General features: G+C 45.5%; 15 protein-coding genes and 2 pseudogenes. 6 read left to right on the top strand and 11 right to left on the bottom strand.

The annotated features are described in order from the left end of the window. Window positions 1–62: 62 nt before the first annotated feature. Window positions 63–1,565, bottom strand: coding sequence for an L-fucose/L-arabinose isomerase family protein (locus tag GC098_RS40455; protein ID WP_171647578.1), 1,503 nt, complete (start codon window positions 1,563–1,565; stop codon window positions 63–65). Between the two features lie 127 nt (window positions 1,566–1,692). Here GC098_RS40455 and GC098_RS31255 point away from each other — a divergent pair, with 127 nt between their 5' ends. Continuing rightward, window positions 1,693–2,568, top strand: a complete 876-nt coding sequence (locus tag GC098_RS31255; RefSeq protein ID WP_171647576.1) for an AraC family transcriptional regulator — start codon at window positions 1,693–1,695, stop codon at window positions 2,566–2,568. 117 nt (window positions 2,569–2,685) lie between these two features. Here the strand turns inward: GC098_RS31255 and GC098_RS31250 are convergent, their stop codons facing one another. From GC098_RS31250 to fucU, 3 genes and pseudogenes are all read right to left on the bottom strand, one after another. Beyond that, entirely contained in the window at window positions 2,686–3,345 is a 660-nt protein-coding gene (locus tag GC098_RS31250) for a class II aldolase/adducin family protein (RefSeq protein ID WP_171647574.1), read from the bottom strand. Between the two features lie 25 nt (window positions 3,346–3,370). After that, a pseudogene (locus GC098_RS41345) lies at window positions 3,371–3,526 on the bottom strand (hypothetical protein); the annotation flags it as partial. A 50-nt stretch (window positions 3,527–3,576) separates the two neighbouring features. Continuing rightward, a complete protein-coding gene (fucU, locus tag GC098_RS31240; protein ID WP_171647572.1) occupies window positions 3,577–4,002 on the bottom strand; it encodes an L-fucose mutarotase in 426 nt (141 codons plus the stop codon). A gap of 123 nt (window positions 4,003–4,125) precedes the next feature. On the opposite strand from fucU, the gene GC098_RS31235 reads away from it, so the two are divergent. Together GC098_RS31235 and GC098_RS31230 are read left to right on the top strand one after the other, a co-directional pair. Then, window positions 4,126–5,133 carry a LacI family DNA-binding transcriptional regulator gene (locus GC098_RS31235; RefSeq protein WP_171647570.1) on the top strand — a complete coding sequence of 336 codons (1,008 nt, stop codon included), beginning with the start codon at window positions 4,126–4,128 and terminating at the stop codon, window positions 5,131–5,133. Between the two features lie 129 nt (window positions 5,134–5,262). After that, window positions 5,263–5,574 (top strand): hypothetical protein, encoded by a 312-nt coding sequence (locus GC098_RS31230; RefSeq protein ID WP_171647568.1) that lies wholly within the window; start codon window positions 5,263–5,265, stop codon window positions 5,572–5,574. A 140-nt stretch (window positions 5,575–5,714) separates the two neighbouring features. On the opposite strand, the gene GC098_RS31225 is transcribed toward GC098_RS31230, so the two are convergent. From GC098_RS31225 to GC098_RS31205, 6 genes and pseudogenes are all read right to left on the bottom strand, one after another. After that, window positions 5,715–6,224 (bottom strand): hypothetical protein, encoded by a 510-nt coding sequence (locus GC098_RS31225; protein WP_171647566.1) that lies wholly within the window; start codon window positions 6,222–6,224, stop codon window positions 5,715–5,717. 47 nt (window positions 6,225–6,271) lie between these two features. Then, entirely contained in the window at window positions 6,272–7,114 is an 843-nt protein-coding gene (locus GC098_RS31220; RefSeq protein WP_171647564.1) for an SDR family oxidoreductase, read from the bottom strand. A gap of 619 nt (window positions 7,115–7,733) precedes the next feature. Next, window positions 7,734–7,946 (bottom strand): twin-arginine translocase TatA/TatE family subunit, encoded by a 213-nt coding sequence (gene tatA / locus GC098_RS31215; protein WP_029193639.1) that lies wholly within the window; start codon window positions 7,944–7,946, stop codon window positions 7,734–7,736. 21 nt (window positions 7,947–7,967) lie between these two features. Further along, window positions 7,968–8,192, bottom strand: a pseudogene (locus GC098_RS40445) (Rid family hydrolase); the annotation flags it as partial. Window positions 8,193–8,210: 18 nt separating this feature from the next. Beyond that, window positions 8,211–8,528 (bottom strand): RidA family protein, encoded by a 318-nt coding sequence (locus tag GC098_RS40440; RefSeq protein WP_246359072.1) that lies wholly within the window; start codon window positions 8,526–8,528, stop codon window positions 8,211–8,213. A gap of 20 nt (window positions 8,529–8,548) precedes the next feature. After that, window positions 8,549–10,156, bottom strand: coding sequence for a flavin monoamine oxidase family protein (locus GC098_RS31205; RefSeq protein WP_171647562.1), 1,608 nt, complete (start codon window positions 10,154–10,156; stop codon window positions 8,549–8,551). A 218-nt stretch (window positions 10,157–10,374) separates the two neighbouring features. On the opposite strand from GC098_RS31205, the gene GC098_RS31200 reads away from it, so the two are divergent. The 3 genes from GC098_RS31200 to GC098_RS31190 all read left to right on the top strand — a co-directional run bounded on the left by GC098_RS31200 (window position 10,375) and on the right by GC098_RS31190 (window position 12,373). After that, the gene (locus tag GC098_RS31200) at window positions 10,375–10,608 is read left to right on the top strand and encodes a MerR family transcriptional regulator (RefSeq protein WP_029193642.1); all 234 of its coding nucleotides are present in this window, start codon (window positions 10,375–10,377) and stop codon (window positions 10,606–10,608) included. Between the two features lie 37 nt (window positions 10,609–10,645). Next, window positions 10,646–11,404, top strand: coding sequence for a twin-arginine translocase subunit TatC (gene tatC, locus GC098_RS31195; protein WP_171647560.1), 759 nt, complete (start codon window positions 10,646–10,648; stop codon window positions 11,402–11,404). 81 nt (window positions 11,405–11,485) lie between these two features. After that, on the top strand, window positions 11,486–12,373 hold the full coding sequence (locus GC098_RS31190) for a LysR family transcriptional regulator (protein WP_171647558.1): 888 nt from the start codon (window positions 11,486–11,488) through the stop codon (window positions 12,371–12,373). Here GC098_RS31190 and GC098_RS31185 read toward each other — a convergent pair. Further along, window positions 12,357–13,766, bottom strand: coding sequence for an APC family permease (locus tag GC098_RS31185; RefSeq protein WP_171647556.1), 1,410 nt, complete (start codon window positions 13,764–13,766; stop codon window positions 12,357–12,359). The genes GC098_RS31190 and GC098_RS31185 overlap by 17 nt on opposite strands. Between the last annotated feature and the right edge of the window lie 155 nt (window positions 13,767–13,921).

Raw genomic sequence — 13,921 nt, 5'->3', positions numbered from 1 at the left:
TAGTACAACATAACTTGCCTTAAAAAGCCCGCCAATGGCGGGCTTTAACAGCTTTAACAACTTTATAAAACCACATGCTTCATCTTCATCAGCTCTGCGACCTTCTGGAACATAGAAGCATTATGACCAATGGACATCGCGCAGTGATGCGTCGGCGCCTCGGCAAACCAGCGCGTCATGTACGCATCTGGATGATCGCGGAACTTCACCGGCGTCTGCGTGTTGCCGATCTTCATGATCGGCCCGTTCGTTGACTCGCCCTCGCTGGATATCAGCTTCAGCCGTCCATCGCCAGTCTGAGTCACGTTCAGCGTCGTGATGGCCCCCGACTTCACCTTCGCCTCGACGGATACGCCAGTGCCTTGCTTCCCGTGATAAAGCCCCATGCCGCGCAGAATCGGCTTTCCTTCGGAAATCGCGATATGGAACGGTCCGTCATGACCCAGCAAGATCGTCTCATCGATATAATCCACGACTACGATTTCCGAGAAGCTGCCGCCGACGCCAAGGATGCCGCTGATTTTCATAGCCACAGCCGTCTTGAGGTCCCCTTCGCCGGAGCACGGGATACCACGTGCGGTGAGCAGCGAATGGCCGACGATGAAGCCGCCCTGCAGCTTCTCATATTCGCCGTCAGGTGCACCGTGGTAGTAGTAGGACAAGGCGTCCAGATCGTACGCTCTGACGAGCTTCTCCTGCGCTGCCGCCACTTTGCACGACCACTCCAGCTGCTCATCCGTAGGCTTCTTCGCGATCGGATCAGATGGCGAGTCGCCGCTGATCTGGAACATCTCGTGAACCTCAGCAAGCTTCACTTTCACCTCCTGCGGTGTCACTTCCCGCAGCATGCGATCCAAATCACACATTTCAAGCACTTCCACGTGCAGCCCTGTCTGCGCCGAAATCATCGTAAAATCGCTGTACATATCAAGCATCCCGCTGTACGTATTACCAAGAAAGCCGAAACGGCTATGCTGAAGCGTCCGAGATACGCCGGATGCCTTCACCCATTCCTCGATCTCCCTCCATGCTCGAACAGCTTCTGGGCGCTTATGTGTCACTTCATTCGTTAACGAAATCACTGGTGTATAATTGAGTCCCAGTACCCCATTTACGACACGGAATGGGATTCCCGCTCTGTTAAACACATTGGCGAACTCAGGCAAAGGACAAGCCCCGCAATGAGCCAACCACTCCCCTGTCGTGGATTGATCATAGTTAAGCCGTAGGGTCGGCTGCAAGTTCAGAAACACGGCCGGCACTTTGCAAATTTGGTGAATAGGCAGTACAGTCGAGCTAGTCGAGTATGTCGCTGCGTGACAGAATACGAGATCCACATCGCGTTCATTCAGCCATTCCCCCGCTTTCCGTCCTTCATTTTCCGTATCTACCAACCCATAATAATAGACGTCAGCCCATCTCGAGATTCGCTCCTTAATAAATCGACCATATTCATCAAGTCGTTCCTTTAGGCCAGGGAACTGCTCCCAATAGGCACGGAGCCCCACAGAGTAAAGCCCGATACGCGGTTTTTTGCTTGCTTTAATAGCTGGGTATACAGACATCCCTACCACTCCATTCGTTTTTAAGATAAAAATAATACCTTTATGAACTCATTGTAATGGCTTAAAATATAGATAACATCCAATAATCTTGGTTAAAAATAATAGAATCTTGTGCAGGTGATTCAGCATGACAACCCATAAAGAAAATTTCACTACAGCTTGGTCTGAAGACTCGATACGATTCATATCCAGCCCCTCTGTATTCGCCAAATCCACCCTCTATCACGTGCAAGAAATTGGCCATTTCCGTACGTTACCTGGTTATTTTACAGAACGCGAACAGCTAGACTCCTACCTTATCGTCTATACAATCAAAGGCAAAGGCCGCTTGAAATATCAAGGAAAGAGCTATATCCTTCAGCCTCAGCAGGTATTCTTTATTCATTGTGAAGATTATCATTACTATGAAACAGATCCACTCCAGCCTTGGGAAATTCTATGGGTGCATCTGCATGGCAGCTCGACATCTGGTTACTATGAACAGTTTGCTGCTAATAATGAGCCTGTCCAACAACTGAGCCCTGAATCCCCCCTCCCTGCTGTACTGCGACAAATCTTACATATCCAGCAGCAAAAAACAGCTCGCACGGAACTCATTTCATCCAAGCTTCTCGTAGAACTCCTGACTGAGCTCCTATTGTCATCACAAAATTTAATATTGTCAGATGCAGATAAACCCAGCTATATTGAAGACATTTGTCAAATGTTGGAACGCAGATTCAACGAATCGATTTCGCTTGATCAGCTTGCCCATGATCATGCCGTCAGCAAGTACCATTTGGCCAAACAGTTTAAACGTTACACAGGCTATTCGCCTCATGAATTTCTCATTTCAATCCGTATGACACACGCCAAGGAACGTTTGAAATACTCTGATATGCCCGTATCCGAAATAGCCGCCAGTGTCGGTATTGACAATGTCAGTCATTTCATCAATTTGTTCAAAGACCGCACTGGAGATACGCCTCTAGCTTATCGGAAGAAATGGCAGCGCCCCAGATGATGGGGCTATTTCAATTCACTAACTAACCAACCTAATTAGGCAGCCTCGCATTCTCCTAAACAACAAAAAAACCGCCCCCATCGATTGCGATGAGAACGGGCATCCCTGACAAGTCCTTTATTTCATTTGCTGCAATAAATTCACGCGGTAAGCTTCGCTTTCCAAGCCTTGAATTTCTTTGTACTCTTCCTCCGTCAGCCTTCTTGGTTGACCAACGGACTTCGTGATAAGGTAAATCTTCGCGCTCTCTTCCATAACTTCCGTGCGGTAGTAGGCTTCACGCAAATTTTTACCAGTCGTGACGAGTCCATGATTGTTTAGCAAAATGGAGCTATAACGATCAGCCTTCTCTGCCACTAGGTTGGCTAGTTTATCCGTTGTTGGAACGACATAGGGAACGAAAGCTACGTCGCCGACAAGCGCGGCTTGGTCTGGAAACAGCATCGGAAGCTCATCATCAACGAGTGTTAATGCGATACAGTAAGCCGGATGCGTATGCACAATCGCCTTCATGATGGGATTCACGCGATAGCAAAATAAATGCATGAGCACCTCGGAAGAAGGATGGTAGGTCGAATCCAGAATGTTCCCTGTTGGGATATCGACCGGCACCCACTGCTCAGGCTCAATATCTTCTAGTGCGAAACCGCTTGGAGAAAGGTACATCGTATCTTCAAATCTTGCGCTTATATTCCCTCCGGGACCTACGACAAGGCCTTTGGCTACACTTTTACGCGCATACTTCGTCAATTCTTCTCTTGTTTGCTGCTCGGACATCTTACCTTCAACTCCTTACTGATTTCCCCATAGATACAGAACCAATAGAGAGGTATGATTTCCCTTTCATATAAGCGACAGCAAGCCCTGCCTTAGCAAAACGAATCAGCTTCTCATGAACATCTTGCGGTATGTCTGTTGTACCTGCATCTTGTACATCTTTGCCGTAAATACCGAAGGCGGAATGCCTTTCTGTGACGGGTATGACTTTAGAGTTATCGATAATCCAAACTACTCACTAATGACACCTTTTTTCAAAATAATATTGGCGTATAAAGCTTTTTCACTCGTTGCCACGATCGCATAAGCTTTCTTCGCTCGCTCATAAAAAGCGAATCGCTCCACATGCTCAATTTGTGGCAGCATATGGGTACGTATGATATTTTCGTAAGTTGCCCAAATGGGTGTTTCCACTTTATCCCCTGGAACTTTGGCCATTAGCGCTACAGGTTGTTCGCTGTAAGTATCCAGTGGGAATAACGATAAAACCGCTTCCAACAATTCCGGCACACCATGGCCATCGCTGCGCAGCAAACGATTCGTATGACTGGCAGCAGGGAAATTGCCATCTGCTAGAATAATTTCATCCCCATGCCCCATTTCCATCAGCACCTTCAAAAGCTCCGGCGACAGGATGGAAGGAATACCTTTAAGCATATTCAAGACCTCCTCAAAAAATGAGTGTTATCGATAACTCAAAATTATCAATTTTAAGCCTTGCTGTCAATCCTTAATTTCTATACAATAGACGAATAGGATGAAATGAAAAGGTGACTCAACGTGATTACAATTTATGATATCGCTGAAAAAGCCGGTGTTTCGGCCATGACCGTTTCACGGGTTATCAATAATACAGGTCGTATCAGCGAAGCAACGCGCAAACGGATAAGGAAAGTAATGGAAGATCTCCACTATATTCCGAACTCGATGGCACGCAGTCTGGTACTTCAGAAGACGAAAATTCTTTCCCTGCTCATTACAGATATTACGAACCCGTTCTATACTACGCTTGCACGCGGCGCAGAGGATGCAGCTAAACGAGCTGGGTATCGGCTGCTTTTTGCAAATAGTGATGAAGATTATGCAAAAGAGAAAGACTACGTTGATATGATTCTTTCAACCCGTGTGGATGGCGTTCTATTCGCCCCAACGGGAGATCAATCTGCCCGGAATCTTGCGCAGCTCCAAAAGCATAATATCCCCTTCGTTGTTTTAGATCGTGAAATTCCGGGAATTGAAGCGGATGTGGTACTCGGGGACAGCAAGGAAGGCGCGAGGAAGCTTGTTGAGCATTTAATTGGTCTGGGGCATCGCCGAATCGCTTTGATTAACGGTTCACAGGATGTCTCTACAGCCCGCTTGCGTTATACAGGGTATTCCGAGGCGCATTTGCTTAGCGGATTATCCGTAAATGACTCGCTCGTCGCACATCTAAACTATCGTGATTTCCACGATGAATCCGCGTTAGACGCACTTCTCAATCTAGAAGATCCACCGACAGCTATCTTCGCGGCTAATAACATGCTCGCCGTCGGCGTCATTCAATCATTGAGACAGCGCGGCTTGCAGGTGCCAGATGATTTATCTGTCGTCTGTTTTGACGATTTCGGCCCAGCAGGTGCGATTAACCCATTTCTAACACTGGCTTCACAGCCTGCCTATCAATTCGGCTTATTAGGCATGCAGCTGTTGATCGAACGCATCGAAGGTGAAGCCGTTCATGAGAATCGGAAGATCATTCTGCCTTCGGAGATGATTATCCGAGCTTCTACGCAGGCGTTGAAGTGATGGTTGATTTTGGCTACTGATACAGGGAGATGACAATTCTATCCTTAGTCATCTGAGTCTCAACGCGCACAGTTTAAGACTGATGCAAAAGGAAAATAAGTAAGCCATTGACGCTTTTAGGAGATTATAATGAATCCAAACGTAGAGCAAGCCTTACAAACCACGCTAAAAAACTGGAATGCCATGTCAGCATCACGTGGTGATGAGCAGGAAGCTGTCGCCGATCAGTTCCAATCATCTTTTTATTTATTTATCGATGCAGTCCGTGAATGGATTTATAAGTCAGAACCGCGACCTCAAACCATTGATGAGTTATTAGACATGGACATGATGCAGGAAATCCTCGATGTACTTCCAGCACCGCTTCACTTGAACTTCGAGACAGAAGTTGAGCTTATCATGGATAATGTGGTTAGAATCGACGATGATAAATATGATTAAGATTTCCCGCAATTACGAATCATCGCTGCACTAACAAGTCTAATCTCCAGTTGGCACATCACGTCCATATAGCAAAAAAAGCCCAATGTCGCATTGGGCTTTTTTCATCGTTTATGAGCTTCATATCACACAATCCGTAATTAAACCGTTTTATCCACAAACGGAATCTGGTTCTGCTCAGCAAATTTTTTCAATCTAGCAGCCATGGCAGATACGTCGAATCGATTCAGAGATTTGTTGTAAACCCAACGAGGTGACTTCCCATTCAAGTCAATAACCACCTGACCGGGGGAGTATACGATTTCTTTAATTTTATCGGCATTAAGTATAAGCTCTCTGGCAAAACCTCTCTTCGAGATGCTCGTCTTACTAACCTTTAAATACGGACGGCGAATAAAATAAACGAACAGTCCAACCGCCATGTAACTAAGCGTCGTATACCAATACATCTTGTCCCCGTCTGTTTTGGTCAAAGTAACCAATAATAAGATGGAAATTAGAACAAAGAATAACGCTAACATAATGCTTCTACCCTTGAATACTTCCGATCGATCCGGATCCGAAGAAATCGGAGCAATGCCCTGTTTGGAGCGATTCTTGTTTACTGTTTTCGTATTTTTGCTTACCATTCTTTCCCACTTACGTGACATTCATTTCACTCCTTGGTTTATTCGTACTTACATAAGTACATCTCTCTTCATTTCAATAATCGATTCAAAATGCCTTCATACCATCTCCATGGCAAAAGACTTCTCGCCAACAGGCCCGACATCACACCACGTCCCATTGGATAACGGAGCTTTGGCCGCGGGTTGTCTACAATTCGCGCAATTTTGTCTGCTACTACCTGCGGATCCGGTGCTGTCGCTGAGGCTTTCCTAGAGTAGTCAAGCATTTTGCTAAGCCGTTTCCAATAAGGAGACGCTTCTGTGGTATGGATCGCCTCGAAACCTTTACGCCAAATCTCTGTCTTATAGGCACCTGGTTCTACAAGCATGACGCGCACACCCAGTGGCATCATCTCCAAACGAAGCGATTCACTGAAGCCCTCAATGGCAAACTTCGAAGTGCTATATGGGGCATAACCAGGAAATGCGGATAACCCGCTCACACTGCTTACATTAACAATACAACCAGATTGTTGTGCCCGCATGTGCGGCAGGACGGCCCTCGTTGCCGCAATGACGCCGAATACGTTCGTTTCCAGTTGAGATCTCCACGCTTCCATCGGTACATCTTCCACATACCCCCCGACAGCAAAGCCAGCATTGTTAAGAAGAACATCGATTCTGCCATACTTGTCCATAATATCAGAAACGACTTGCTCAATCGAGTCATGAATCGTTACGTCTAGAGCCATGGTTTCGATGGCATTTGTTACGCCAGCTTGTTCGGCATGCGCGAGCAATGCTTCGCTTTTACCAAGGTCGCGCATAGTTGCGATAACGTGGTACCCTTTTTGGGCCAGTGCTATTGACGTTAATAAGCCAAATCCACTAGATGCGCCAGTCACTAATGCTGTCGGCGTTGTGAAACTCATCCAGGCTGCCCCCTATTATCCAACTCACATTCCTTCATAATCCCATACAGAAGGCATAATGTCGATATGTAAAAGAGGACAATTGATTCGAGCGGGAGCTAACCTCCTAGTGTTTGCCCATTTATGGCTGAATTTATCCAATCACATGTAAAAAAACCTGAGGCTTTGCCTCAGGTCGAGTCTTACCAAATTAGTCTTTACACGCAGAGGTGGAATGAATCGTTGGTTTTCTTCCAACCATCCGAAAACCACGTGAGGCGGAACGTCGATACGCTATTTTGCTTGAATGTGGCTATATTACTAGCGTAGCGGAACGACGATGCGTTATTTTGCTTTGAGAGCTATATTTCAGCCCAAAACTGCGAATTAACGCATCGACGTTCCCCTCAACGCTCAAAAAGGCAGCTTTTTCGATAAATAGCGCATCGCAGTTCCTCTTGATGGGAGTGTTTGGCAGCTACATTCGTTAGCACACTTTACCACATCCTTTCATGAACTGATTGTGTAATTCCAAGGCTTTTCCAGTGTTTTTTGCACATCCAAATAAATACAAAAAACCTGTATCCTGCTGCCCCCCTCCTAGGAGAACAATCACAGATACAGGCTTTCAAACTTTCGTTTATACTTTCGCCTTCTCGAGCAGCTTATCAGCTGGCTCTACATGCTCGGGAACCTCTTTCCCCTCGGAGACGAGTTCCCGCGCTGAGTTTTTAAACTCGTGCAGTGTGCGTCCCACCGCGCGTCCAAGCTCTGGAAGCTTAGATGGACCAAATAAAACTAAGACAACAACTAAGATTAACATGAGACCAGGAAAGCCAATATTTTGCAGCATAGGATCAACAACTCCGTTTCATTAGTTTTGATTATGATGCTTCGGATATACCGCTACAGCTTCGATCTCTATAAGCCAATCAGAGCTAACGAGTCCCGCCACACCAACCGTGGAGCGAGCTGGTTTAACCGGATTCGCTTCATTGCCAAAAAATTGCGCATAAGCATCAAACCAGCCCTGATAGTCAAATTTGCCTTCTTTGGCCGCATCTGCTGTAAGATATACACGGAGATAAGCAACGTCAGCAAGGGTTAAGCCCTTGTCCTACAATTGCTTCTCGATTTCTTTCAAAATGCCGATGCCTTGCGTTTTGGTATCTCCATAGCGCTCATAAACCGTCTTCCCCTCTTTATTAAGAACAGGCGGTACTGTTCCGCTTGTGAATAAGTAGGAAGAGCCTGCAGGTACAGACACTCCGGCAGAGATAGAGGACGCTGGATTTCCATAGAATTCAACTTCATTAATTGGCTCTGATGGGTATTTACTAGATTTTTCCGTTCCGGCTGCATAGGCGCTGACACATATGAGGCATGAACCTAATGTGACGGCTGCAATAGTTTTCATTTTCTTCGTTATCATCATCGTTCATCGCTCCTCATCGTCTACTCTTTCATTACACGCTCATGAATTTCGGTAACCACTTTCCTCGCAGATTCAATCGCCCCTGCTTGCCAAGCGGTAATATAGCTGATATGTTCCCCAGCCAAATAAATGCGACCATCAGGCTTACACAGGGTAGGGTAATACGTTTTGCGATCGTCCGCCGTGTAAGAAGCCCATCCGCCAAGATTATATTTAATCTTCTTCCAATCGATGGAGAACGAGGCCTCAAACTCCTTATGGTACTGGGGATGAATTTTTGCTCCTTGGCTTAATGCGTGATCCTCCCTCTGGGCAAGCGTCATTTTGCCAATCTTGTCAGCGTTACCCCCGAAGGCATAATAACCTAAGAGGAGTCCCTTTTTGGCAAAATAATCAGTTGGCGGGTAATAAATACTGGAAATGTCCATATTCGTTAGTGAGCTTCCGCCATAAATGTACTCATCTTCCTCCCAGAACCGACGTTTGAATTGGAGGCCAATTTTACCGGCAGATGCATAGCTAATTTTAGAAATTGCGGTAGACATTTCGGCAGAGAAATCAGCCTTGATATCCTTAAGGACAGGTAATGGAATCGTACATATGCAGAAGTCTCCGGCAGCTTCCTTGCTGGCGCCACTGTTCAAGTCCTTATACAGGATACGAACACCATCGGAGGATTGCTTAATTTCCTGTACCTCTGCGTGAAATTCGATTCGGTCCCCCACTCGCTTCTCAAACGCTTTAGCAATCTGATCCATCCCGCCTACCGGATGAAACATCATCATTTGCTGATCATAACTATATTCACTGCTAAAAAATTGCCCAAAACCGGAATTTATGATCGCTTTTAAACTGAACGGATCTCTGCGCACGCCCGCGTCGAATTTACCACCTGGTTCCTCGTTATACCCTGCTCTCTCCGAACCTTTATAGAACAGATCTGCGTTCAAATCCCCTTCGGTCTTCAGATAAGTAACAAGCTTAGCTTTTTCTTCTGTTGTTAAAGGTAGATCCAATGCCTTCTGATTTACCGCTTTAGCTAGCATTTCAGCAACATAGCCCCTAACATCAGCTTTCGCTTGGCGCTTTGGAATTTTCACACCCGACAACTCGCCCACATTTTCGTTATAATAGTAGCCGCTCTCGTTCACATTGTTGAACGGCTCGATGGCGACACCAAATTTACGGGCATAATCCAACGTCACATGAAACTGGGGAATCCGCATCGGTCCCGCGTTGAAATACATCCCATTATCAAAGCGCGCAATCTGCTTGCTGCCTCCTAATTCCGTAACAGTTGTACCTCTTCGAACCGTCCATGCTCTACCTCCTGAACGAGCTCTCGCTTCTAAAATTGTGCACTGATATCCCGCCATTCCCAGCTCGTAGGCAGCCGTCATACCAGCTATCCCTGCGCCTAGAATGATCACCTTTTTCCCGTTACGGTTCGTTGAAGTGAGATCCCTACCTGAAGGCGGCGTGTAATCTGCCGCTTTCATCGTTTCTGGGGATAAGAGCCCCAGAGTCCCCATAACACTAAAGAGTGCGGCTGACCCTCCTATTTTGCCGACTGTAGTCAAAAATTGTCTACGTGTAATTTGATCTTCTTTGATCGGTGTCTTCTCCATGCTCCCATCTCCTCGTTCATGTTTGGATAAACCGCACCTTAAACGTACCAGTAGGACATGTATTCGTCACTATTATGTGTAAGATTACATTACATAAATATTACTTATACCGGGATAAAAATAGGTTATTTGATCAGATATGGGCATGATGATAGAGTTAACTTGTAAGTAATGTCATGTAAACGTTAATTTATCTAACATTATTGGGAGGTTGGATGATGTCGATGACGAAGAAGAAAGTAATTCAAATTGGTGTGGTAAGCGAATTAACCGGGTTATCGGAAAGGCAGATTCGCTATTACGAAGATCGCAAGCTGATTTTCCCAGAAAGAAGTAAAGGAGGCGTTCGAAAATATTCGTTCGAGGATATTCAGACCATCATGGAGATCCACACGAAGCTGATGGACGGCTTCCACACCGTTGAACTTAAGCGTATGCTTGCGGGATCTTAGGAAATGACAACCATACATAGCTCTGGAGGTGCCTTCCATGCCAATAAAAGAAATGATGTCTCTCGTTGAACATCTGTCCGAACTGCGAACACGCATTATTCGAGTTCTAATCGTAATTGTCCTTACAATGATAGCCGGCTTTCTCGCTGCCAAGAAACTCCTCCTCTACCTTAAGCAAACATCCCCGGCATCCGACATGACATGGCACGTATTTTCCCCCATGGATAGTATTCGCCTCTATATGATGATTGCGTTCGTGATATCCCTTACGGTTACTTTGCCTTTTATCCTCTATCAGATCTGGGGATTCGTTAAACAAGGTCTGACGAAGGAGGAGCAGTCAGCTACACTGCGTTATATCCCTTATACTGTCCTGTGTTTCATCATCGGTTTAATTTTTGCCTACTTCGTTGTTTTCCCTATGTGTATGGCGTTCACTACCCAAATTTCCGATAACCTTGGATTAACCCCGACGTACGGCGTTGCTCAATATTTTAGTTTCATGCTGAACATTGTGCTCCCTTTGTCGATTGCCTTCGAACTCCCCATCGTCGTCATGTTTCTAACTAGACTAAAAATGCTAAATCCAAAGCTCCTGAACAAATTTCGCAGATATGCCTACATCGTGCTAGTCATCGCAGCTAGCCTTATTTCACCGCCAGATCTCATCTCACATCTCATGGTGGCCATCCCTTTATTTGCCTTATATGAAATCAGTGTCGTGCTATCACGCTTCGTCTTAAATGGACAAATGAAAGAGCTAAGCAAACTGAATGTTGAGTACGGAGCCTCTTAAAATAGGGCTTCCCTATCATTGCCTATGGTCCGCTTTTGGGATATATTTACGACATAAATCGCTTCCCAACAAAGGAGAACTATGCGGATTGAACAACTTCTCTATATCATTGAAATCAATCAAACCGGTTCGATTTCCCTAGCAGCCGAAAAGCTTCACGTCTCCCAACCGAATATCAGCCAGGCCATTGTGAGTCTGGAAGAAGAGCTTGGGGTGAAGCTATTTAAGCGTTCGCGCTTCGGAGCCGTTCCTACGGAAGATGGGAAATTAATTATAAGTAAGGCAGAAGAGATTATTATCAAAGTAGAGGAACTCCGAGAGACGGCAGATTTTCAGTCCAATCAGCTCTCCGGGTTCCTTTCCATTGCTTCCGTGCCTAGCCTATGCTTGAGTGTATTACCCTCAACCTTGGCGATTTTCAAAGCAAAACATGCTGGCGTAGAGCTTGAAATGTTGGAACTTGACTATCCGCAAATTAAACAAGAAGTCCAAAGCGGTAAAGTAGATATTGGTCTAATAGCTGTATCCCGGAATTATGAAGAACCGAATAAACAATTGATCACAGAGACGTTAATGGATAGCAGAGTGATGGCATGTGTGGGGAAAAACTCCCCACTGGCTCATCGAAAAAGCATCTCCTTAGAAGAACTTGTACATCAACCGATCCTTCTGAATTCCGATTATCTTATTAGTAAATTAAAAAAGTATGGAGAGCCGAATATTTTATTTAAGCTAGGGAATTCAGAGGCTGCCAAACGAGTGATTGCGGAAGGTATTGCCATTGGATTTTATACGGAAATTGGCTTAAAGTTCGACCCTTATGTCCAAACAGGCAGCATTGTTGCATTGGAAATCACCAGAGAGGATATGGATATTTCCTTCTGCTCCTTACGTCTAAAGAATCGCCATCAGTCCCTGCCCTGCAAAGAGTTTACGAAAGAACTGAAAACAATTATTGCAACAATTTGATATCGCGACTAACGCTTGCAGCTGCATTAGAAGCATGTTTATTTATTCGGCGTTTGCCGACAATCATCACATAAACGATGGATACAGCGACAAGCACTATGTTACCTACAATTAATGGAGCCGACAATCGGCTGAGGAGTAAATAGCCTTGAAAGGTCAGTAAACCAACGGCTACGATGACAATGGTGTAAAGCAGGCTTGGCTTCATAGTGAAAGGTGCTTTGCGATAAAGCTCAGGGTACTTGCGTGGAAGCTGAATGGCAGAAAGTACGGGGAAAATACTGGAAAGAAGTAAGATGCCAACCCCTAACTGGGAAATCGTAGTCAAAGATACTCCTGTCACAATGGGGATGACCCCAAGCAGATAGTAAAACGTGAGCAGCCAATGCGGTGTACCATACCTTCGATTAACTGCGCCGAACGATGCTGGGAGCCAACCATCGCGACATGCCACCAGCAACCCCCTCGTCACCCAGGAAAACGTCACATTGAGTGTAGAAGCCAGTGCAAACATGGCCCCGCCTATGATAAAAAATAGGAACAATGGATTGGGCAATATCGTTCTCGCCACATCTGAAAGCGACTCTCCTGCAACTTCGGAAATCGGCAGAACTCCGGTTGCCACGATGCCAATGCCTATATAAAGCAAGGCAACTATACCACTACTGATGAAAATGGTAAGCGGAATATCCCTTTGCGGCCGCTTCATTTCGCCTCCGAGCTCAACTACGGCATAAGCGCCTCCAGACGCAAAGGATGTGATTCCAACCGCCGTAAGAAAGCTCCCTATGCCCTGTGGAAAAATCTCTGCGGGATGAAACACCGAATAGTCGACCTCCGAAATTCCCCACACGATGAAAACAAGAAGTGACAACAACTTAATCGCTACGAGCACCTTTCCTAATGATGACATGAACATGATGCCAAACAGATTAATGAGATAGAAGAAAGTCAGCACAATGAAGGCCACAAGCATGATCGGCGTACCAGGCATGATTCCCTGTAAATATTGAGCGAATGAAATGGCATAAACAGCGATGGTCAAATGACCGAATGTAAAAAGGATTAAATAGACAAATCCTGCATTCGGAGAGAGTAAACGACTCGTGTAGGTATACATGCCTCCCGTCGTAGGAAGAACTGAGCCTAATACGGCAAGAGGAATCGTGATGATAAGCATAAAAACAGAGGAGAGCACGAAAGCAAGCGGTACTCCAGTCCCCGTTAAGGAAATGGCGATGCCAGTGATTGACATGATTCCCGCCCCAATAATTTGTCCGAGAGCAATACCAATCGAATCTCGTAAGCCTAACACCTTCTTCAATTTCCCATCTTCATTCACCATATTCAGCAGCCCTCCCTCTAAACTCCACTCATAAATATATACACTCATCTTCTTCATAAGCCAAGTATTCCCTGCTTCTTCATGAAAATAGAGGTAATAAATATTTATTGTAAATAGTCATAATCGATCATTTTCTCGCATAGGATATATAGTTGCTTATTACTGAAAGCCGAATGAAAGTTTACTGAAATCCAATTTACACA

It is taken from the genome of Paenibacillus phytorum, from assembly GCF_013141715.1.
Classification (GTDB): Bacteria; Bacillota; Bacilli; order Paenibacillales; family NBRC-103111; genus Paenibacillus_E; species Paenibacillus_E phytorum.
Note: the sequence above shows the minus strand (reverse complement) of the source record. Positions and strands in the feature narration are given on the sequence as shown.